Source organism: Kutzneria viridogrisea DSM 43870 (assembly GCF_000525635.1).
Taxonomy (GTDB): Bacteria; Actinomycetota; Actinomycetes; order Mycobacteriales; family Pseudonocardiaceae; genus Kutzneria; species Kutzneria viridogrisea.
Window position 1 is genome coordinate 2,471,951 of the sequence record NZ_CP007155.1, and the last position, 20,192, is coordinate 2,492,142.

22 protein-coding genes are annotated in these 20,192 nt (G+C 71.4%); 18 read left to right on the plus strand and 4 right to left on the minus strand.

Annotation, left to right across the window (positions count from 1 at the left end):
* The first annotated feature begins 23 nt into the window (after positions 1-23).
* From KALB_RS11270 to KALB_RS11290, 5 genes are all read left to right on the plus strand, one after another.
* Positions 24-527 (plus strand): MarR family winged helix-turn-helix transcriptional regulator, encoded by a 504-nt coding sequence (locus KALB_RS11270; protein WP_025355825.1) that lies wholly within the window; start codon positions 24-26, stop codon positions 525-527.
* A 32-nt stretch (positions 528-559) separates the two neighbouring features.
* Positions 560-1,000, plus strand: coding sequence for a MarR family winged helix-turn-helix transcriptional regulator (locus tag KALB_RS11275; protein WP_025355826.1), 441 nt, complete (start codon positions 560-562; stop codon positions 998-1,000).
* The gene (locus KALB_RS11280; RefSeq protein WP_025355827.1) at positions 997-1,797 is read left to right on the plus strand and encodes an ABC transporter ATP-binding protein; all 801 of its coding nucleotides are present in this window, start codon (positions 997-999) and stop codon (positions 1,795-1,797) included. Before KALB_RS11275 ends, KALB_RS11280 begins: the two co-directional genes overlap by 4 nt.
* The gene (locus tag KALB_RS11285) at positions 1,757-2,569 is read left to right on the plus strand and encodes an ABC transporter permease (protein ID WP_025355828.1); all 813 of its coding nucleotides are present in this window, start codon (positions 1,757-1,759) and stop codon (positions 2,567-2,569) included. The genes KALB_RS11280 and KALB_RS11285 overlap by 41 nt, the downstream gene beginning before the upstream one ends.
* A 65-nt stretch (positions 2,570-2,634) precedes the next feature.
* A complete protein-coding gene (locus KALB_RS11290; RefSeq protein ID WP_025355829.1) occupies positions 2,635-3,843 on the plus strand; it encodes an FGGY family carbohydrate kinase in 1,209 nt (402 codons plus the stop codon).
* A 708-nt stretch (positions 3,844-4,551) separates the two neighbouring features.
* On the opposite strand, the gene KALB_RS11295 is transcribed toward KALB_RS11290, so the two are convergent.
* A complete protein-coding gene (locus KALB_RS11295; RefSeq protein ID WP_025355830.1) occupies positions 4,552-5,463 on the minus strand; it encodes a glutaminase in 912 nt (303 codons plus the stop codon).
* 127 nt (positions 5,464-5,590) lie between these two features.
* On the opposite strand from KALB_RS11295, the gene KALB_RS11300 reads away from it, so the two are divergent.
* The 3 genes from KALB_RS11300 to KALB_RS11310 are packed head-to-tail and all read left to right on the plus strand — an operon-like array spanning position 5,591 to position 7,925.
* Positions 5,591-6,073 carry a hypothetical protein gene (locus KALB_RS11300; RefSeq protein WP_042220323.1) on the plus strand — a complete coding sequence of 161 codons (483 nt, stop codon included), beginning with the start codon at positions 5,591-5,593 and terminating at the stop codon, positions 6,071-6,073.
* Entirely contained in the window at positions 6,073-7,179 is a 1,107-nt protein-coding gene (locus KALB_RS11305) for an MAB_1171c family putative transporter (protein ID WP_025355832.1), read from the plus strand. Before KALB_RS11300 ends, KALB_RS11305 begins: the two co-directional genes overlap by 1 nt.
* Positions 7,176-7,925, plus strand: a complete 750-nt coding sequence (locus KALB_RS11310) for an SDR family NAD(P)-dependent oxidoreductase (protein WP_025355833.1) — start codon at positions 7,176-7,178, stop codon at positions 7,923-7,925. Before KALB_RS11305 ends, KALB_RS11310 begins: the two co-directional genes overlap by 4 nt.
* Here KALB_RS11310 and KALB_RS11315 read toward each other — a convergent pair.
* The gene (locus KALB_RS11315) at positions 7,910-8,128 is read right to left on the minus strand and encodes a cold-shock protein (protein WP_025355834.1); all 219 of its coding nucleotides are present in this window, start codon (positions 8,126-8,128) and stop codon (positions 7,910-7,912) included. The genes KALB_RS11310 and KALB_RS11315 overlap by 16 nt on opposite strands.
* Before the next feature lie 180 nt (positions 8,129-8,308).
* Between KALB_RS11315 and KALB_RS11320 the strand changes: the two genes are divergently transcribed.
* The 7 genes from KALB_RS11320 (at position 8,309) to KALB_RS11350 (ending at position 13,760) form a co-directional block, all read left to right on the plus strand.
* On the plus strand, positions 8,309-8,797 hold the full coding sequence (locus KALB_RS11320; protein WP_025355835.1) for a GtrA family protein: 489 nt from the start codon (positions 8,309-8,311) through the stop codon (positions 8,795-8,797).
* 57 nt (positions 8,798-8,854) lie between these two features.
* The gene (locus tag KALB_RS11325; protein WP_025355836.1) at positions 8,855-9,946 is read left to right on the plus strand and encodes a sensor histidine kinase; all 1,092 of its coding nucleotides are present in this window, start codon (positions 8,855-8,857) and stop codon (positions 9,944-9,946) included.
* Entirely contained in the window at positions 9,943-10,593 is a 651-nt protein-coding gene (locus KALB_RS11330) for a response regulator (protein WP_025355837.1), read from the plus strand. The genes KALB_RS11325 and KALB_RS11330 overlap by 4 nt, the downstream gene beginning before the upstream one ends.
* Positions 10,594-10,662: 69 nt before the next feature.
* The gene (locus KALB_RS11335) at positions 10,663-12,228 is read left to right on the plus strand and encodes an alpha/beta fold hydrolase (protein ID WP_025355838.1); all 1,566 of its coding nucleotides are present in this window, start codon (positions 10,663-10,665) and stop codon (positions 12,226-12,228) included.
* Between the two features lie 8 nt (positions 12,229-12,236).
* Positions 12,237-12,869, plus strand: a complete 633-nt coding sequence (locus tag KALB_RS11340) for a DUF1345 domain-containing protein (protein ID WP_025355839.1) — start codon at positions 12,237-12,239, stop codon at positions 12,867-12,869.
* 11 nt (positions 12,870-12,880) lie between these two features.
* Complete coding sequence (locus tag KALB_RS11345; protein WP_236650225.1) at positions 12,881-13,225, plus strand: YbjQ family protein; 345 nt, start codon at positions 12,881-12,883, stop codon at positions 13,223-13,225.
* 130 nt (positions 13,226-13,355) lie between these two features.
* On the plus strand, positions 13,356-13,760 hold the full coding sequence (locus tag KALB_RS11350) for a PPOX class F420-dependent oxidoreductase (protein ID WP_025355841.1): 405 nt from the start codon (positions 13,356-13,358) through the stop codon (positions 13,758-13,760).
* A 67-nt stretch (positions 13,761-13,827) separates the two neighbouring features.
* On the opposite strand, the gene KALB_RS11355 is transcribed toward KALB_RS11350, so the two are convergent.
* Positions 13,828-15,651, minus strand: a complete 1,824-nt coding sequence (locus tag KALB_RS11355; RefSeq protein ID WP_025355842.1) for an FUSC family protein — start codon at positions 15,649-15,651, stop codon at positions 13,828-13,830.
* Positions 15,652-15,780: 129 nt separating this feature from the next.
* On the opposite strand from KALB_RS11355, the gene KALB_RS44810 reads away from it, so the two are divergent.
* Positions 15,781-16,917 carry an NHL repeat-containing protein gene (locus KALB_RS44810; protein ID WP_236650226.1) on the plus strand — a complete coding sequence of 379 codons (1,137 nt, stop codon included), beginning with the start codon at positions 15,781-15,783 and terminating at the stop codon, positions 16,915-16,917.
* A gap of 5 nt (positions 16,918-16,922) precedes the next feature.
* On the plus strand, positions 16,923-18,317 hold the full coding sequence (locus KALB_RS11365; protein ID WP_030109293.1) for a phosphocholine-specific phospholipase C: 1,395 nt from the start codon (positions 16,923-16,925) through the stop codon (positions 18,315-18,317).
* Between the two features lie 109 nt (positions 18,318-18,426).
* Here the strand turns inward: KALB_RS11365 and KALB_RS11370 are convergent, their stop codons facing one another.
* A complete protein-coding gene (locus tag KALB_RS11370) occupies positions 18,427-19,611 on the minus strand; it encodes an IS30 family transposase (RefSeq protein ID WP_030111998.1) in 1,185 nt (394 codons plus the stop codon).
* A 224-nt stretch (positions 19,612-19,835) separates the two neighbouring features.
* Here KALB_RS11370 and KALB_RS11375 point away from each other — a divergent pair, with 224 nt between their 5' ends.
* Positions 19,836-20,180, plus strand: coding sequence for a YciI family protein (locus KALB_RS11375; RefSeq protein ID WP_236650335.1), 345 nt, complete (start codon positions 19,836-19,838; stop codon positions 20,178-20,180).
* The last annotated feature ends 12 nt before the right edge of the window (positions 20,181-20,192 follow it).

Below are 20,192 nucleotides of genomic sequence, written 5' to 3' on the forward strand. Positions count from 1 at the left end.
CAAGGTATTGCTACGATCGGCTGATGGCGCAGTCCCGTGACCACATCGACGATCTGACCGACCACCTCGTGGGCACGCACAGCCCGGAGGAACTGGCTGCCAAGGCGCTGGCCTACCGGCTGCGGCGGGTCGCGCACCGGCTGGAGACCGAGATCAAGCGCGAGCTGGCCCCGCACGGCATCGAGCTGTGGGAGCTGGAACTGCTGGCCTGCCTGCGCCGCGCCGAGCCGAAGCAGCGGCTCACCGCGGGCGAGCTGATGACGCAGATGCAGCTGACCTCGGGTGCGGTGACCAACCGGGTCAGCCAACTGGAGCGCAAGGGCTGGGTGAGCCGCCAGCTCGACGAGTCCGACCGGCGAGTCGTGCTCGTGGCGCTGACCGAGCAGGGGCGTGAGCGGGCCACCCAGGTGTTCGGCACCAAGACCCGTGCGGAACTGGCGATGCTCTCCGCTCTGGATCCCGAGCGTCAGGCCCGGATGAACGAGGACCTGCGGACCCTGCTGATCTCCCTGGAAGGATCTCACTAGGATTAGATCCTAATGAGAGCTATTCTGGCCCGGTGACCGCGAGCGCCGACGAACTGATGACCGTCACCACCGGGCTGCGCAGGCTGGTCCGGCGGCGGTTGCAGGCCGGGCTGACCGGCCCTCGGCTGCGCGGCGCCCAGGTGGAGTTGCTGCGCGTGGCCTCGGCCAGGCCCGGTCTCGGCGTCGCCGCTGCGGCTGCCGAACTGCACCTGGCCCGCAACTCGGTCAGCACCCTGGTCAACCAGTTGGTGGACCAGGACCTGCTGCGCCGCGAGACCGATCCGGACGACCGCCGCAACGCCCGGCTGTACGTCACCGAGGCCGCCGAGCAGCGGCTCGCCGCCTGGCGGCAGGCCCGCACCGAGCTGGTCGGCGCGGCGCTGGCGGACCTGGACCCCGCCGACCGCGCGGCCATCGGCCAGGCCCTGCCCGCGCTGCGCAGGCTGATCACCCGCTTGGAGGCCGACTCGTGAACGCGGTGAGCTGCACCGGGGTGCGGCACAGCTTCGGGCGGACCGTGGCCGTGGACGACCTGGATCTGGAGGTGGCGCCCGGCGAGGTGTTCGGGCTGCTCGGCCCGAACGGCGCGGGCAAGACGACCACCATCCGCATGATCACCACCCTGCTGCCCGCCCCGCCGGGCGCGATCCGCGTGTTCGGCACCGACGTGGCCCGCGAGAAGCTGGCCGTGCGCAGGCTTGTCGGCTACGTGCCGCAGCAGTTGTCCGCCGACGCCACGCTGACCGGCCGGGAGAACGTGGCCCTGTTCGCGCGGCTGTTCGACGTGCCGAGGGCGGCACGCGCCGAGCAGGTCGGCTCCGTGCTGGGCGCGGTGGGCCTGCTGGAGGTGGCCGACCGGCGGGCCGCCACCTACTCCGGCGGCATGATCCGCAGGCTGGAACTGGCCCAGGCGCTGGTGAGCACCCCTCGGCTCCTGGTGCTGGACGAGCCGACCATCGGCCTGGACCCGATCGCCCGCGCCGGGGTGTGGGAGCGCATCGGCCAGGTCCGGGCGGACACCGGCATGACCGTGCTGGTGACCACGCACCACATGGCCGAGGCGGAGCAGAACTGCGACCGGATCGCGCTGATGCACCGCGGCCGGATCACCGCCATCGGCAGCCCTGCCGAGCTCAGGGCCGAGGTGGGCGAGCACGCGAGCCTGGAGGACGTGTTCCGCGCGCGCACCGGGGGAGACCTGACCGAGGACACGTCGAAGGGGATCCGCGATGTCCGCGCCACCCGCCGCACCGCCCGCCGCCTGGGGTGACCGAGTACTGCCCAGGCTGTTCGTGTCCCGCGTGGCCACGATGTGCCTGGTGGAGTTGCAGAAGCTGCGCCACGACCGGTCCGAGCTGGTCACCAGGGCCATCCAGCCCGCGCTGTGGCTGCTGGTCTTCGGCGAGACCTTCACCCGGCTGCGGGTGATCCCGACCGGGTCCCTGCCGTACCTGGACTACCTGGCGCCGGGCATCCTCGCCCAGTCCGCCCTGTTCGTGTCGATCTTCTACGGCATCCAGATCATCTGGGAGCGCGACGCGGGCGTGCTGTCCAAGCTGCTGGTCACGCCCACCCCCAGGGCCGCGCTGGTGGCGGGCAAGGCCTTCGCTGCCGGGGTGCGCGCCGTCCTACAGGCACTCGTCGTGCTGGTCCTGTCCGCACTGCTCGGCGTCGGCCTGACCGCGAACCCCTTGCGGCTGCTCACGGTGCTGCTCGTGGTGGTGCTCGGTTCGGCCTTCTTCTGCTGCCTGTCCATCACCATCGCCGGGCTGGTGCTCACCCGCGAGCGGCTGATGGGCATCGGACAGGCCATCACCATGCCGCTGTTCTTCGCCTCCAACGCCCTGTACCCGGTGCAGCTGATGCCCGGCTGGCTCCAGGTGATCAACCACGTGAACCCGCTCAGTTACGAGGTCGACGCCCTGCGCGGACTGCTGATCGGCACCCCGGCGACCCTGCCGCTGGATCTCGCGGTGCTGGTCGGGGCCGCCGCGCTCGGAGTGGGCGTCGCCGCGGCGCTGCTGCCCCGGCTGGCCCGCTGAAGGTTGCCCCGATCGGCGGCCAACTCGTCAACTACGCACGGTGATTTGGCGTCATGATGGAGGGCATGAGCGCAGCGGGTGCCGTCTTCGGCGTGCAGGTCGGTGCGGACGCGGCACGGGTGGTCGCGCTCAGCACCGAGTTGACCGTGCTGGAGACGACGCAGTTGCGCTACCCCGCCGGGGTGCTGGACCCGTACGCGGCGCTGGACGTGACGCTGGCGGCGATCGAGCGCACGGTGCTGGCCTGTCAGGCGCGCGGCGTGCCGGTGCGCGGGCTCTGCTTCGCCGGTGCGGGCGACACCCTGCTCGGCACCGACGAGGCCGACCGGCCGGTGACCCCGGTGTTCACCGGCGCCGACGAGGGCACCACGCAGCTGGCCGCCCGCATCCGCCACGAGCTCGGCGCCGAGCTGCACCACATGACCGGTGTGCCGGTGCACGGCGGGTCCGCCCTGGTGCGGCTGGCCTGGTTCGCCACGCACGCCCCCGACCTGCTCGCCAGCGTGGCGCGCTGGTGCGAGCTCAAGGACTTCGTGCTGTCACGGCTGTCCGGGCGCGTGCTCGCCGACACCTCCAGCGCCTCGGCCGCCGGTCTGCTCGACACCCAGCTGCCCGCCTGGTCGGATACGGCGCTGCGGGTCGCGGGCGTGGGCGCCGACCGGTTGCCCCCGCTCGCCGACCCCAACGACCAGTTGCCGCTGTCCAGGGAAGCCGCCGAGCTGCTCGGCCTGCCCCGCGGTCTGCCGCTCGTGGTCGGCGCCGCCCAGGACGCCCTGTCCGCCGTGGGCCTGGGCCTGGCCGCGCCCGGCACCGCCTCCGTCACCCTGGAGTCCGGTCCCGTGCTCGCGGCGCTGGCCGGTCCCGCCAGCCCCGGGGACCACGGCCGCGTGCACTGGCACCGCGTTGCCGACGGCCTGTGGCTCGTCGGCGCCACCGGGGACGACGAGCCCTGCACCGTGATCCGCCTGGACCGCATCGGCCGGCGCCTGTCCGCCGCCCGCGAGCACCTGCTGGCCACCGGGGTCGAGGTGCGCCTGGTCCGCACCGGCCCCGCAGTGCTGCGCATCCCCATGGCCGCCGAGGTCGTGGCCACCTCCCTGGGCGTTCCCGTGGAGATCGTCGCCGACGACGCCCCCGCCGCCATGGGCGCCGCCCTGCTCGGGCTGCGCGCCCTCGGCGTCCTGCCCTCGCTCACCGCCGCCGCGACCCTGGCCCGCCCCTGGCGCCTCGTCCGCCCCGACCCCCTGCTCACCCCCGTACACGACCTGAGGTGAGGCGGGGCACACGCCAGGACACCGCGAGTCCCGCTGTGGGGCGCGCGAGTCCCGGTGTGCGGAGCCTGAGTCCCGCTCTGGGGCGCGTGAGTCCCGGTGTGAGGAGCGCGAGTCCCGCTCGGGGGAGGACGAGTCCCGGTGTGGGGTGCGTGAGTCCCGTGCTGTGGTGCGTGAGTCCCGGTGTGGGGTGCGTGAGTCCCGTGCTGTGGTGCGTGAGTCCCGCTGTGGGGTGGGCGAGTCCCGGTGTGGGGCGGGCGAGTCCCGTGCTGTGGTGCGTGAGTCCCGCTCTGAGGTGCGTGAGTCCCGCTCTGAGGTGCGCGAGTCCGCTTTTCGGTGCGCGAGTCCCGTTTTGCCGCGCCTGAGTCCCGCTGTGTGGTGCGCGAGTCTCGCTCGGACGTGCGCGTGAAGGTGGCTTTCGCGGCGCTGGGCGCAGCGAAGGTGGCTTTCGCTGCGGGTTCTACCACGTGGGCGGGCTGTCATGAAGGTGCCGTTTGGGACGTTGGGTGTCCTGAAGGGCACTTTCGTGGCGCGGGTGTGGGGTGAGCGGCCCGCTTGCGGTGCGGCACCGCCGTGAAGGTGGCTTTCGCGGCGGGTTCACCACGCGGGCGGACCGTCATGAAGGTGCCGTTTGCGACGTTGGGCGTCCCAAAGGGCACCTTCATGGCGCTCGCCCGGGGCGCCGGGGCGCCACGAGGCTCCCGCCCGCCCCTAGAACACCGACCAGCCCGTCAGGGTCGTGAACTCCTCCAGGGCGGCGACCCCGGCGACGGAGTTGCCGCGGGCGTCGAGTCCGGGGCTCCAGACGCACAGCGCGCAGCGGTTCGGGATGACGGCGAGGATGCCGCCGCCGACCCCGCTCTTGCCGGGCAGGCCGACCCGGTAGGCGAAGTCCCCGGCGGCGTCGTAGGTCCCGCAGGTCAGCATCACGGAGTTGACCCGCTTGGTCAGGCTCCCCGAGAGCAGCCGCGAGCCGTCGGCGCGCACGCCCTCGCGGGCGAGGAACAGGCCGGCGGTGGCCAGGTCGCGGCAGCTCATCCGCACGGCGCACTGCCAGAAGTAGTTCTCCAGCACCACTGGTACGGGGTTCTCCATGTTGCCGTAGCTGGCCATCAGGTGGGCCAGCGCGGCGTTGCGGTCCGCGTTGGCCAGCTCGGAGATGGCCACGTCCTCGTCCACGGAGATGTGCGGGTTGCCGCTCTCGGCGCGCAGCAGGTCGAGCACGGCGGTCCCGGCGTCACCGGTGGTCGTCACCAGGTGGTCGGTGATCACCAGGGCGCCCGCGTTGATGAACGGGTTGCGCGGCACGCCGTGCTCGTGTTCGAGCTGCACGAGCGAGTTGAAGGCGGTACCGGAGGGTTCGCGGCCGACCCGTCGCCAGATGCCCTCACCGCTGTGCGCCAGCGCCAGGGCCAGCGCGAAGGGCTTGGACACGCTCTGGACGCTGAACGGCACCTGCCAGTCGCCGACCCCGTGCACCTCGCCGTGCACGTCGGCCACGGCGATGCCGAACTGGTCGGGGTCGACCGAGCTCAGCGCGGGTATGTAGTCGGCGACCTGCCCACTGCCGACCAATCCCTTGACGCTGGCGGCGATCTCGGTGAGAACGCCCTGGTAGTCCATTACGGCTCCCCTCGTGGTGCTGGACCAATTCTTGCTGACTGGTAGCGTGCAAGGCGAACCACGCGACCTGGGGGGTTTCGTGCGTCACCAGATCAGTCCTGCCCGACTCCGCAGGCAGTGCCGGGCCATGATCCGCGAGCTGGAGATCCCGGACCCGTTCGACGTGGAACGGCTGTGCGCGGGCATCGAACGGCGCCGCGGCCGCACGCTGCGCCTGCACCCGGTGAGCGGGCTGACCTCGCTCGGCGCGCCCAGCGGCATGTGGGTGGCCACCGACAGCGCGGACCACATCTGCTTCGAGAGCGACACGAGCCCGATCCACCGCGACCACATCATCCTGCACGAGGTCGGGCACATTCTCTGCGAGCACAACCACTCCGTACTGGAGGACAACCGGGTGCTCATGCGCATGATCGAGGACGTGGGGCTGGAGCAGGTGGTGGGCTACCTGCCGAGGATCCGGTACTCCAATGTGGAGGAGCAGCAGGCGGAGATGATCGCCACGCTGGTGCTGGAGACGATCGGCCGGTTGTCGGCGCCCTCCCCGCTGCGCGGCATCGTGGCCGGGCTGGAGAGCGCGATCGGCTACCACCGCAGCCCGAGCACCTGATGGGCTGGCTGGAACTGCTGGGCATCGCGTGCATGTGGCTGGTGGCCCTGGTCAAGGCACCGGCCGCGCTGCGCCAGCCCCGGCAGCGCGCGCTGTGGGCGGCCATCACCACGATCGCGGTGGCGATGACCCTGCGCCTGGACGGGGTGGACGTCCTGTTGCAGCGCGTCATCGGCGACGCGCACACCATCGACCTGGCCAGGCAGGTGTTCGCCACGGCCGACTCCGCCGCGCTGCTCTGCTTCGTGTTCCTGGCCTCGGGCCGGTCCCGGTACGTGCTGCGCATCCTGTCGCTGGCGGCCGTGGTCGCCGGGGTGCTGCTCTACATCGACGCCGTGTCCCCGCCGCACGCCCGCAACGTGGTCGGCGAGGACGGGCCGCTGCCCGTGTACTGGATCATCTACTTCAGCGTGCTGTTCGTCTCCGACCTGACCTGCGCGGCGGTCTGCTGGTACAACGGCCGCCGCGCGGACGAACGCCCGCTGCGGCTGGGGCTGACCACGTTCGCCGCAGGGCTCGCGCTGGCCTGCGTGCTGTGGGTGCTGTTCGCGGTCTACCTGGTCACCGGCTGGGAACCGGCCGAGCAGCTGCTGTCCCCGGTCACCGGCGTGGAGGCGCTGTTCCTGGCGGCAGGCGTGCTGGTGGCCTCCTCGGGCTCACTGCTGCGGCCGGTGCACTCGCTGCTGACCCTGCGCCGCCTCACCCCGCTGTGGCGGGACATCTCGCTGGCCGTGCCGAGCGTGGTGCTGGTGCCGCCCACGCGCGGACTGACCGCCCCGGGCATGCGGATCTACCGGATGGTGATCGAGATCCGGGACGGCCTGCTGGTGCTGCGCAACTACGTGCCGCCCGCCCTGCTGCGGCGGGCCCGCGAGCACGTCGCGGCCCAGGGCGTGCCGCAGGAGCAGGTCGACGCGGCGGTCACCGCGTGCTGGGTGGCCACGGCCATCGCCAGCCGGGGCGCGGGCGCGCAGCCGCAGCCCGAACCGCCGAGGATCGCCCACCTTGGCGGCGGCCACCTGGACACCGAGATCGACTTCCTGCGCGAGCTGGCGCGGGCCTACCGCTCCCCACTGGTCACCGAGTTCAGGAGGCAACAGGCATGACAGGACGGGCTGTGCTGGTCACCGGCGGCTCCGGCGGGGTGGGCGCGGCCGTCGCGCGGGGCTTCGCCGAGGCGGGGGACCGCGTGGTCGTGCACTACGTGACCAGCCGCGAGCGGGCCGAGCAGGTCCTTTCCGGACTGCCCGGCGAGGGCCACCACGTGCTCGGCGCCGACCCGGCCGACCCCGCTCAGGCCGAGGGCCTGGTCGAGGGCGCGGTCGGGTTGCTGGGCGGGCTGGACGTGCTGGTCAACAGCGTGGGCCTGGTCAAGCCCTACCACCCGGTGCTGGAGAGCACCTACCAGCAGTGGCACGAGTCCTTCGAGCTGATGACCAGGGCGAACCTGCTGGGACCGGCCAACCTCATCTACTGCGCCGTGCGGCACCTGCCGCGTGGCGGGCGGATCGTGAACGTCGGGTCGCGGGGCGCACACCGCGGTACCCCGATGATGCCCGGCTACGGCGCGGCCAAGGCGGGGCTGCACGCGCTGACCCAGACCCTGTCCCAGTCGTTGGGGACCAGGGGCATCTCGGTCACGGCCGTGGCCCCCGGCGTGATCGACACTGCGATGGCCGAGGACCTGCTCACCGGCCCCGACGCGGAGGCCATCCGCGCGCAGAGCCCCTTCGGCCGCGTCGCCACGGCCGAAGAGGTCGCGGGCGCCGTGCTCTACCTGGCCTCACCCGGGGCCGAGTTCGCCAGCGGCACCATCATCGACATCAACGGGGCCTCCTACTTCCGTTCGTGATCGACCGCGGTACGGACGTTGACCACCAGCGGGCCCTTGCTGGTGGTCACCAGTTCGTAGGACACCCGGTCGCCCTGGACGAGCTTGGTCAGCCCGTCCCGGAGCTGGGTGAAGTAGACAGTCAGGTCGGGGCCGCCGCCGTCGGGGCAGACGAAGCCGTACCCCTTGCCGCCGTGCCACCAGGTGACCGTTCCCTCTGCCATGCCTGCCGCCTCCCTGTGGGGATGTGCCGCTCTTGCACGTCCACCGCCGGAGTGCGGTCGTTAACTCCGCGCGGACCTAAATCGCCCGAACGGAGCAGTCCGGTGTCGGTTCCCCGAACAGTTGGCGAACTGCCCGGCCACCGCCCGTGATCGGGCCCGCACACCGGGCAGCATGGTGTGGTGCAGACCGAACAACGCCGACGCCTCGCCGAGCGCGCCGGCGATCTGCTGACCTCCTGGGTGGACAAGCTGCCCGCGCCGCTGCGCAAGCTGCTGCCCCGCGAACTGGTCGGCTTCGCCATCCTGGGCGCCTTCACCTTCTCCATCGACCTGGCCCTGCTGGCCGCCCTGCGCGGCTGGACCTCGCTGCCGCTGCCGGTGGCCGTCTCGATCGCCTACGTGACCGCGTTCGCCATCAACTTCGTGCTCAACCGCTCGGTCAACTTCCGCTCGCACGCCCCGGTCGGCGGTCAGGCCGCCCGCTACGCCGTGGTGATCGCCTGCGACTACGGGCTGACCCTCGGCGTGACCACCGGGCTTTCCGCGCTGGGACTGGACTTCCGCATCGCACGCGTGATCGCGGCGGCCTGCGTGGCCGCCTTCACCTACACCGGCTCGCGGTTCTGGGTGTTCCGCAAGCAGCGTGAGCCGAGTCCCCCGGTAGGCTGACACCCGACAGGGTGTGAGCAAGACTCGGGGAAGTGCATGTGGACAGTCGCTGGACGCATGCGGGCCTGGTGGTACGACCAGCCCGCCCGTCGTCGCGACCTGTTCGCGGACTGCCTGGCCTTGCTCGTCTGGGGGCTGCTGTTCGCCGGTGAGGGCGGCGCCGACCACCTGGCCTGGGCGCTGTCGGCCGCCGCCCTGCTCGCGCTGCGCCGCCGCTTCCCGCTGCCGGTGCTGCTGGCCGTCGGCGCGCTGCACGTGGCCTGCTCGCTGCCGCTGGCCGAGCAGTTCCACCCGGTGGCCGCCGGGGCGATGATCTGCGCCGCCTACACCGCGGGCCGGTTCGGGCCACTCCTGCCCTCGGGCCTGGGGCTGCTGGCGATCGGCGCCGCGCTCGCCCTGGGCACCGGCGGGGACCTGGACCTGGACGGCTGGCTGTCCTGGACCGCGCTGGTGCTCGCGCTGCCCAGCCTGTTCGGCCTGTACGTGCGCCGCAGTCGGCGGCTGATCCTGGTGCTGCGCCAGGAACAGCGGCTCGCCGCGCAGCGAGCCGTGCTGGAGGACCGCACCCGGATCGCGCGCGAGGTGCACGACCTGCTCGGCAACAAGCTGAGCCTGATCGTGCTCAACGCGGGCGCCATTGAACTGGCCGGAGGTGAGGCCGCGGAACGGGCCGGGGTCATCCGCCAGTCCGGGTGCGCCGCCCTGCACGACCTGCGCCGCGTGATCGGCGTGCTCGACGGCGAACCGGCCCAGCCCGAGGACGCGGGGTCCTGCCTGGAGGCGTTGCTGCGCTGTTCGGTGCAGGCGGGTCTGCCGCTGACCGTGGAACTGGACTGGCAGCCCGACGAACTGCCGCCCGCCGTGTCCGCGCTGGTGCACCAACTGGTGCGTGAGGCGTTGACCAACGTGCACAAGCATGCCGGTGCCGTGCCCACGGCGGTCACCGTGCGCTCCGACTCGACGGTGCTGACCGTGCTGGTCGCCAACGAGGTGCCCACGAGCCTGCCGGACACGCACGCGCTGGGCAGCGGGAGTGGACTGTCCACTGTGGCCGAGCGGCTCCGCCTGCTGGGTGGTGTGCTGGTGCATGGGTCCACTTCGGACGGTTACCAGGTCAGGGCCCGGATCCCGCTGGGAGGCAGGCCGTGATCACCGTGGGCATCGTGGACGACGAGGCGCTGGTGCGCTACGGACTGCGCGGCATCCTGCAGACCGCGCCGGACCTGACCGTGCTGGGCGAGGCCGCCGACGGCGGTGGCGCCGTGCTGCTGGCCGAGCAGCACCGGCCCGACGTGCTGCTGATGGACGTGCAGATGCCCGGGGTGGACGGGCTGAGCGCCACCGAGTCGGTGCTGCGCGCCTCGCCGGGCACGGCGGTGCTGATCCTGACCACCTTCGCGCTCGGCGAGTACGTGTACCGGGCGGTGCGGTCCGGGGCCGCGGGCTTCCTGGTGAAGGACACCGCCCCGGCCGACCTGCTGGCCGCGATCCGCGTGGTGGCCTCCGGGGAGGCGATCCTGTCGCCGAGGGTCACTCGCCTGCTGTTCACCCGGTTCGGTGAAATCGGCGCGGGCAAGGCGGATCGGGCGCGGGAACTGCTGTCCGCGCTGAGCGGGCGTGAGCTGGAGGTGCTGGCGCTCGTCGGGCAGGGCAACTCCAACGCGGAGATCGCCGCGGCGCTGAACGTCACGGAGAGCACGGTGAAGGCGCACGTCAGCAGGCTGATGGCCAAGCTGTCCTGCGCGAACCGCGTGCAGGCCGCCATGCTGGCCCGGGACGCCGGACTCCTCGGCTAGCCGCTGATCATCCGCCGCCCTAGTATCGCGGCGGATCACTGGCCGCCGGTGCACTGGAGGACATCTCGCATGCGCATGGTCGCAGCTGTTGTCACGATCTTGTTGGCCGGTGCTGTCACGCCAGCGTTCGCGGGTGAACCGCACGGCCTGGACGCCCTGTTGCACCAGAAGATCACCTGGGCGGCCTGTGCCGAGGCGGACCTGGCCGAGGCGGGAGTCGAGTGCTCCTCGGTCCAGGTGCCGATGGACTACCGCGCGCCGGAGGGGAAGCTGATCACCGTGGCGATCAGCCGCAGGCAGGCGCGCGACCGGGCACAGCGCCGTGGCGTGCTGATGACCAATCCCGGCGGGCCGGGCGGCGAAGGGCTGGGGCTGGCCACGATCCTCGCCGAGCAGCCCGCCGGAGCCGTGTACGACGTGATCGGCATGGACCCGCGCGGGGTCGGGGCCTCGACCCGGTTGCTGTGCGGGCGGACCGGGTTCCCGGACGTGACGAGCCGGCCCACCGAGGCGGAACTGCCGTTGTGGGGCCAGTACGCGAAGGAGGTCGAGGCCAACTGCGCCCGCGTGGGCGGTGAACTGCGCCAGCACGTCACGACCATGAACACCGCAAGGGACATGGACCTGATCCGCTCGGTGCTGGGTGAGCGGAAGATCAGCTACCTGGGCTACTCGTACGGCACCTTCCTCGGTGCCATGTACGGCCAGCTGTTCCCCGAGCACCTGGACCGCAGCGTGCTCGACTCCGCGCTGGACCCCGGCAAGACCTGGCACGAACAGGACTACGACACGGTCGCCACGCTGAAGGACAACCTGGCCGCCTGGGAGCAGTGGGTTGCCCAGCGCGACAAGAGCCTGCACCTGGGGAGCAGTTCCCAAGCCGTGCAACAGGTCCTGGACCGCTTCGCCACCGTGCTGGCCAAGCGCGGGCTCGGCGCGCTCAGCGATGTCACGACCTTCGACGCCAAGGTGGGGGAACGCACCCGGTACCGCGCGATGTGGGCGCCCTTCGCGCGCAACCTCGCCAAGTTGCTGCCCGCACTGGACGGCGGCGCTGTGGATACCGCTGCGGTGCAGGAGATCGTCGGCAAGGAGTCGGCGCAGCGCGGTGAGCGCAACGTTGACGGGGTCTACCCGGCGGTGACCTGTGACTGGCACTGGCCGTCCGATGTGGACAGCTACTACGCGGACATGCGCCGCATCGCCCGCGATTTCCCGTACGGTCTGACCGCGAACTTCATGGCGCCCAAGAACTGCGCGTTCACCAAGGGCCGGGATCCGATGGTGGCCATCGGTGCTCGTCAGTACCCCGCAGGCCTTGTCGTGCAAGGGGAAGGCGACACGCAGACCGCCTACCCGAACGGTGTGGCCATGGCAGTGCGCCTGCGCGAGCCGCTGATCAGCGTGCTCGACGACGGCACGCACGGTCACTTCGCCTCCACCGGCAACGCCTGCGTGGACCAGGCCGTCAACGCCTACCTGGTGGCGGGCACGCTGCCCGCGCGGCGAACCGCTTGTGCCGCAACGGACAAGGCCGAGGACATCCCCGTCGACGGCTCGACCGCGCCGATGCCCTCAGTCCAGCGCTCGTTGAGCGAGGTCACCGCCGAGATCAACGCTCGGCCGATCAGGTAGGGACAGTCGTGCTGCGCAGGGCCTTCTCCCGGCTGGTCGAGTTCACGCTGATCCTGTTGGGCGCCGCCACGCTGCTGCCGTTCGAGGACTCGGCGGTGACCGACCTGGTGATCATCGCCTGCTGGGACCTCGTCGCCTTCGTGTACCTGCTGATCCGCTGGATCCGGGTCCGCCGCAGCAGGCCGGGGGACCAGCAGTGGTTGCGCGGCCTGCTCGGCAGGCGGGCCGGGTACGTGTTCACCCTGCTCGCCAGCATCACCGGGATCAGCGCGGGGCTCAACATCGCACTGTTCCCGGTGCTGACCGGCGACCTGGCCCAGTTGGACCTGCTCGCCAAGGTCGAGGGCGTGCCCGCGGTGATCATGGCCTGGCTGATCCTGCACTTCGGTTACGCCGAGCGGTACGCGCACCTGTACTACGACCGGCTGCCGGAGCGGGCCATGGTGTTCCCCGGCACCGAGTCACCGACCTTCCTGGAGTTCACCTACTTCGCGTTCACCCTGGGCACCTCCTTCGCCGTGTCCGACGTGGAGGTGCGCGATTCGGCGGTCCGGATGCGGGTGCTCACGCACAGCGTGCTTTCCTTCTTCTACAACACCGCGATCCTCGGTATCGCGGTCGGAGTCGTCTCGGGCAAGTGAGGGGAAGTCCAGTGGACAGCCAGCAGGAGATCCTGATCGCCACGTCGAACGAGATCGCCGGGCACGAGGTGGTGCGCACCCTGGGCGAGGTGTTCGGCCTGACCGTGCGCTCGCGCAACGCGGTGTCCCAGATGGGCGCGGGCATCAAGTCCATCTTCGGCGGTGAGCTCAAGGGCATGACCAAGGCGCTGGTGGACAGCCGTCACGAGGTGATCGAGCGGATGTGCGACGAGGCCAGGGCCAAGGGGGCCAACGCGGTCATCGCCATGCGCTTCGACACCTCGGAGATGGGCGAGACCTGGACCGAGGTGTGCGCCTACGGCACCGCGGTCCTCATCGCGCCCAAGCAGGGCTGAGCCCGTGTCCACGACCGCGCGACGCCACTGAGCCGCGGCGGGCGGTACGCGGTCTTGCGTGCTCACCCCGGACACGTCCGGGGTGAGCACGAGTTGACCTCCACTTTGGTCGAGGTCGCAGACTGTGCTCATGATCTTCACAGAAGCCGAAGCACGGTACCTCCACGACCGCGACCTGGGCCGGTTGGCGACGATCGGCCCGGCCGGGGCGCCGCAGAACCATCCGGTGGCCTTCTGGGTCGACGAGCGGGCCGGGACGATCGACATCGGCGGCCCGGACCTCGCCGCGTCCCGGAAGTACCGCAACATCCAGGCCGATCCCCGGGTCTCCCTGGTGGTCGACGACAACGCCCCGCACCCGGTCGGGCCGGGCGGGCAGCGGGGCCGGGGTGTGGAAATCCGCGGTGTGGCAGAACTCGTGCGCGTCGAACGGCCGCTGATCCCGGGTTTCAGCCAGGACGTGATCCGGCTCCGGCCGCGCCGGATCGTCACCTGGAACGTCGACGCCCCGGGCGGCGGCAGCCGCAACGTATAGCGTTCAGCCCTGGTTGATCGCGTGCACACCTGCTGTGCGCGGGGATGCCTCGAACGGCACTTTCACGTCACAGGGTTTGCCGCAGCCGCAGCGCGTCCTCGGCCAGGGCGTCGATGAGCAGGCGTTGTTCCTCGTCGGCGTCCTGGGTGCTGGCGGCCAACTGGTCGGGGTCGGGCGTGGCGGCGGGGTCGACGGCGTCGCGGACCCAGCGCAGGGCGGCGGCCGTGGTGTCGGCGGACTCGGGCACGGCGGCCCGGTGCATGAGCAGGCCGGCCACGCCGCGCAGCAGCTCACCCATGGACTGCGCGGCCTCGGCCAGCCGTGCCTGGTCGGCAGGCGTCTCGCGTCCGGTGCCGGGCTCGGTGAGCAGGTCGTTGACCCGGCGAACCACGGCCCGTCCGCGCTTGCGCTGCGCGGCCTCGTCCTCGGTGACGGGATCGGTCAACCGGGTGAGGCTGGTCCGCACGGCACCGGCCGCCGCGGAGATCCGCTCCTCGGCGCTGGGGCGCCGTTTGCCGGGGACCACGGCGAAGCCGAACAGCAGGCCGATCGCCACGGCCAGCGCGATCGCGGCCAGGTACTCCACGAGCAGCCGGTCCGGGGCGAGGTGCTTGGTGGTGCTGTACATGCCGACCAGCATCAGCACCATGCACGCGTTGAACACGATGGGCTTGCTCTGCTGGAAGGTCATGCCGACCATCATCGACACCACGCCGATCACCAGCCACGCACCCTGCGGGGCCACGAGCACGATCAGTCCCATCAGCAGCGCACCGAGCACCGCACCGGCCGTGCGCTGCCACGCGCGGGTCGCGCTGGCCTGCCACTCCGGCTGGATGATCGCGAACACGGCCATCAGGAACGTGGGCACGAGCGGATCACCCGGCCGCAGCGAGGCGACCATCAGCGCGACGAGCACGCCCAGCGCGCAGCGCAGCGCGTGCCGGAACTGGCCCGAGCGAGGGTTGAGCGCCGACAGCACCAGTTCCACCGGGAAGCGGGTGGCCGTGGCGTGTACCGCCAGCGCCTTCGAACCGCGCTCGGTCACGGCGGCACGTACCGCGTCGAGCCCGGCTCGCATCCGCTCCACCACGCGCGCCGTCTGCCCGGGCAACCCCGTGGGCAGCGGCCCGCGCACCGGCCCGGCGATCTCCTGCGGCTGCTTGGCCCGCACGGCGTCGGCAAGCGTTTGCGCCTCGGCGCGGGCCTCGTCCAGCAGCGCGGTCAGTTCGGCGGCGTGGCCGTCGTCGAGTTGCTGCAAGCGATCCGTTAGCAGGCCCAGCGAGGTCCGGTACCGCAGCGTGCCGTCGAGCACCTGGCCGATCCAGTGCCGCCTGCCGTCGCTGCGCCAAGCCCGGACGGCAGTCTCGGGACTGTGCGGTTCGGGCGCGGCGAGCAGGTCGGCCACGGCGGTGCGGGTCGGCTTGGTCGGGTCGCCGAGCCCGCTTGCCACCCGCAGCACGATGACCACCGCCACGGCCAGCGCCGGGGCCGCCAGCACCTGGCCGTTGCCGGTCTGCCCGGTGAACTGGAAGGCGTAGCCGAACAGCGAGGCCATGCCCAGCCCGACCGCGGCCGTCACGTACCGGGGGCCCAGTGTGGGCAGCAGCGAGGTCAGGAAGATCACCGCGGTGAGCGCGACGATCGCGGCGGGCTGCGAGACCTCGGCGAGCAGGCGCGGCCCCGCCCCGGCCGCCACCACGGCGGGCGCGAACCAGGCCAGCAGCTTGAGGTCCGGCCACAGCGCCCCGCCGAACGCGGCCATCATGCAGAACATCGCGGTGAGCGCGGCCAGCACGGCGGCGCCGCCCAGACCCAGCACGACGCCGAGCCCGGCGACCGCGCCGAGTACCACCACCATCAGCACGATCGGGAGCAACGCCTTGGCCACCCGGCAAGAATAGGGTTGATCGATCACGATCGCGCAGCCGGGCACGAGCGGTCGAAGCGTGGATGAACATTCTTCGACTTGGCCAGTCCGAGGTGGACATGTCCGCCACGATCGGGTGAAGCTGCGGCCGTGCCATCGACAGGGACCCTGACCGTCAGCTCGACCGCTGTGGAGCAGGGCGAGCAGCTGATGTTCGGCTACAGCACCCAGCAGGAGAAGGTCAGCGCCAAGAACTGGGTCGGCCTCTACGCCGATCCCGGCAACGGCCCCATCAACGGCTCCTATGTGGGACCGTCCACCGCGTACCGCTACTCCCCGGGCGCGAGCGGGACCGTGTTCCTGCCCTCGGGCGCACTGAGCCCCGGCAACTACATCGCCTTCTACCTCTACGACGACGGCTACACCTCGCTGGCCGAGCCGGTGCGCTTCACCGTGCGCCCCGGCGCCCCGCTGGTGGAGCAGCCCCAGCGGCGCGGCAGCATGGCCAGCCCCGGCCGCGGTCTCGGCCAGCTGGCCCGCCCGGAGGGGCTCGCCGTGGACCGGCTCGGGCAGTTGTGGGTCGCCGACACGGGTAACAACCGCGTGCAGGCCTTCACCGCCAACGGGCTGCCGGTACGCCTGCTCAGCGGGCGCCTGGCCGAGCCGCAGGACGTGGCCGTGGACGACGCCGGCACCGTGTACGTGGCCGACACGGGCAACAACCGGGTCGCGGTCTTCGCGTGGTGGGGCGGCTACCTGCGGGAGTTCGGCGTTGGCGTGCTGGACAAGCCGCGCGGCATCGCGGTGGACAAGTCCGGGCACGTGTACGTGGCCGACACGCGCAACCAGCGGGTGGCCCGCTTCGACGCGCGCAGCGGGCAGCTGCTCGGGTCGATCACCGCGCAGATGAGTTCCCCGCAGGGCGTGACCGTGGACGCCAAGGGCCAGCTGTGGGTGGTGCAGAACGGCAAGGCGGACAGCGGCAACGACTCCGTGGTGCGCTACGCCGCCGACGGCACGGTGGCCGCGGTCTTCGGCTACGGCCAGCACAGCAAGTACGGCGGCCTGTCCAACCCGGCGTACGTGGCGGTGGACGGCGGGGGCACGGTGCTGGTCACCGTGCCCGACTACGACTGGGTGGCCCAGTTCGCGCCCACCGGCCCGTTCCGCTGCGAGTTCGGCACCGACCTGCGCTTCCCGCTCGGTGTCGCCCTCGACCGGCGCGGCCACATCTTCGTGGTGGACAACGGAAACAGCCGCATCGTGGAGTTCGGAGCACACAGGTGAACAACATGCTGACCCGCCGCAGGGTGCTGGCTGCCGGTGCCGCCGCGGCGCTGGGCGCCATGGTGCTGCCGGGCAACCTGCGCAGGGCGCTGGCCGACACCCCGGCCACTGCGCGTGGTGGGCTGCGCGACATCGAGCACGTGGTGATCCTGATGCAGGAGAACCGCAGCTTCGACCACTACTTCGGCACCATGCCCGGGGTTCGCGGCTTCGCCGACCCCACCGCGATGCGGCTGCCCAACGGCGATTCCGTGTTCCAGCAGCCCTACTCCGGCCATCCCGACGGCTACCTGCTGCCCTTCCGCTACGACACGGCGGTGACCAGCGCGCAGGAGACCCCCGGCCTGCCGCACGACTGGAACGACCAGCACTCGGCCTGGAACGGCGGCCGGATGGACAACTGGATCAAGGCCAAGGGCGCCAACAGCATGGCGTACTACACGCGCGAGGACATCCCGTTCCACCACGCGCTGGCCGAGGCGTTCACGGTGTGCGACAACTACTTCTGCTCGGTACTGGGCCCGACCAACCCGAACCGGCTCTACATGTGGAGCGGCTGGATCGACCCGCAGGGCACCGCGGGCGGCCCGGCGTACCACAACTACATGTCCTCGGCGAACCCCGTGCTGTCCTGGGAGACCTATCCCGAGCGGCTGACCAGGGCGGGGGTCAGCTGGCAGGTGTACCAGGAGGAGGACAACTACGACGACAACGCGCTGGCCTGGTTCCGGCAGTTCGCCGAGGCGCCGAAGTCCTCGCCCCTGTACCGCAACGGCATGGTCAAGAGGTCGGCGGGCTGGTTCGAGCACGACGCCCGTACCGGCAGGCTGCCGCAGGTGTCCTGGCTGGTGGCCCCGTCCGCGCAGACCGAGCACCCGAACTGGATGCCCGCCGCGGGCGCCCAGTACATCGCGTCCAAACTGGACGCCATCGCGGCGAACCCGGACCTTTGGGCCAAGACGGTGTTCATCCTGACCTACGACGAGAACGACGGCTACTTCGACCACGTGCCACCGCCGACCCCGCCCGCGGGCACCCCGGACGAGTTCGTGCGGGGCGTGCCGATCGGCCTGGGCTTCCGCGTGCCGACCGTCATCGTGTCCCCGTGGACCGCGGGCGGCTACGTCTGCTCCGAGGCGCTGGACCACTCCTCGCTGGTGCGCTTCCTGGAGCGCCGGTTCGGTGTGGCCGAACCGCACATCAGTGCCTGGCGCCGCGCCGCCGTGGGCGACATGACCTCCGCGTTCCGCTTCGCCAAGCCCGCGCGCTTCCCCCGGGACAACGCCCAGCTGCGCTACGCCGCCACGGTCAGCAAGCTGCGCCAGGCCCAGCAGCAGGTCCGGGACAACCCGCCGCCGCACCCGCCGACCGGCCCCCAGCGGCAGCCGGGGCAGGGCTAGGTTCGGCTGGAGTGTCGCGCATCGTTGACCTGGTATCCGGTCCGGGCCGAGGCTGCGGTGTCATGAAAGTGCCCTTTGGGACATCCAGTGTCCTGAACGGCAGGTGGGTTCATGTGGTGGTTGCAATGGGGGGTTTGCCGGACAGTACCCGCTGGAGTGCTTCGGCGGGGGTGATCCAGCCCAGGGTCTTGCGGGGCCTGCCGTTGAGCAGGACCGCGACGCGTGCGAGGTCCTCCGCGGAGTGCGCGGACAGGTCGGTGCCCTTGGGGAAGTACTGGCGCAGCAGCCCGTTGGTGTTCTCATTCGAGCCACGTTGCCAGGGTGAGTGCGGGTCACAGAAGTAGATCGCCAGGTCGGTGGCCAGACTGATCTCGGCATGCCGGGCCATCTCCTTGCCCTGGTCCCAGGTCAACGACCGCCACAGGTGCGTGGGCAGGGACCGGATGGTCTCGATCATCCGGTCCCGCACCCGCGCCGCGTCATGCCCGTCGGGCAGGTGCAGCAGCAGGCAGTACCGGGTGGAACGCTCGACCAGGGTCCCGATCGCGGACCTGTTACCCCGCCCCAGGATCAGGTCACCCTCCCAATGCCCGGGCACCGCCCGGTCGGCGGCCTCGGCGGGACGTTCGGAGATACTGACCATGCCCGGGATCCGGCCCGCCCCCGAGACGGGCGCACCGCTGGCCCGGCGGGGGCGGCGTAGCGCCCGCCCGGTCCGCAGACACGCCGCCAGCTCACGGCGCAACGCGCCCCGGCCCTGGACGTAGATCGACTGGTAGATCGTCTCGTGCGACACCCGCATCTCCGGCCGGTCGGGAAAGGTCGTCTCCAGCGTGGCAGCGACCTGCTCCGGTGACCAACCCCGCTCCAGCCCGGCCTGGACCCAGCCCCGCAGGACCGGGTCGGAGGCCAGCCGCGCGACCTTGGGCCGCCGGGCCCGCGCCCTCGCGGCCCGCTCCGCGGCCACCGCCCGATACCCCCGCCGCCCACCGTTACGACCGACCTCACGACTGACCGTGCAGGCCGGACGCCCCAGACCCGCCGCGATCCGGGCGAACGAGTCACCCGCGGCGATCCCGCGGGAGATCGCCTCCCGCTCGACCAACGACAGGAACCGGTTCGACAGTGGGCGGGGCGCGTTACCGATCACCCCGCCAGCCTGCCGGAACCACCGCCGCCCGGTCTCATGACTGACCCCGACCATCCCCGACGCGGGCCGGACCGCATGACCAGCCCGGACCACCTCCCAAAACCTCACCCGCACAGCGCGGGGTAGCTGGGCCCGTCCAGTCATCACAACTCCACTCGATCACAAGCGGTGTTGCAACCACCCCCTGAACCCAAGGCACTTTCATGACACGGACCGCGTCGGCTGGCGCGGCTGGGTGGTCGCCGGCGAGACACGGTCAAGGTTCCGAGGCGAGCCGCTAGGTTCGGGTGCGGTGTCGATCTGGGTCTGCCCTGTTCGACGCAGTGGTGTCCGCTCCCGGCCGAACAGGAGAGCCCGCCGTGAAGTTCATGATCTTCGTGAAGTCCGACCAGGACACCGAGAACGGCAAGCCGCCCAGCGAACGGCTGTTCACCGAGATGGCCAGGTACAACGAGGAGCTGGTCAAGGCGGGCGTGCTGCTGGCCGCGGAGGGCCTGCACCCGAGTTCGAGGGGCGCCCGCGTGCACTTCACCCCCGAGGGCACAACGGTGGTGGACGGGCCCTTCGCCGCGAGCGGGGAACTGGTCGCGGGCTTCTGGATGATCGACGTGAAGTCCCGCGAGGAGGCCGTGGCCTGGGCACGCAGATCCCCGTGCGAGCCGGGAGCGGTGATCGAGGTCCGTCAGGTGTTCGAGTCCGGGGAGCCGTCCTGACCCGTTGCCGAC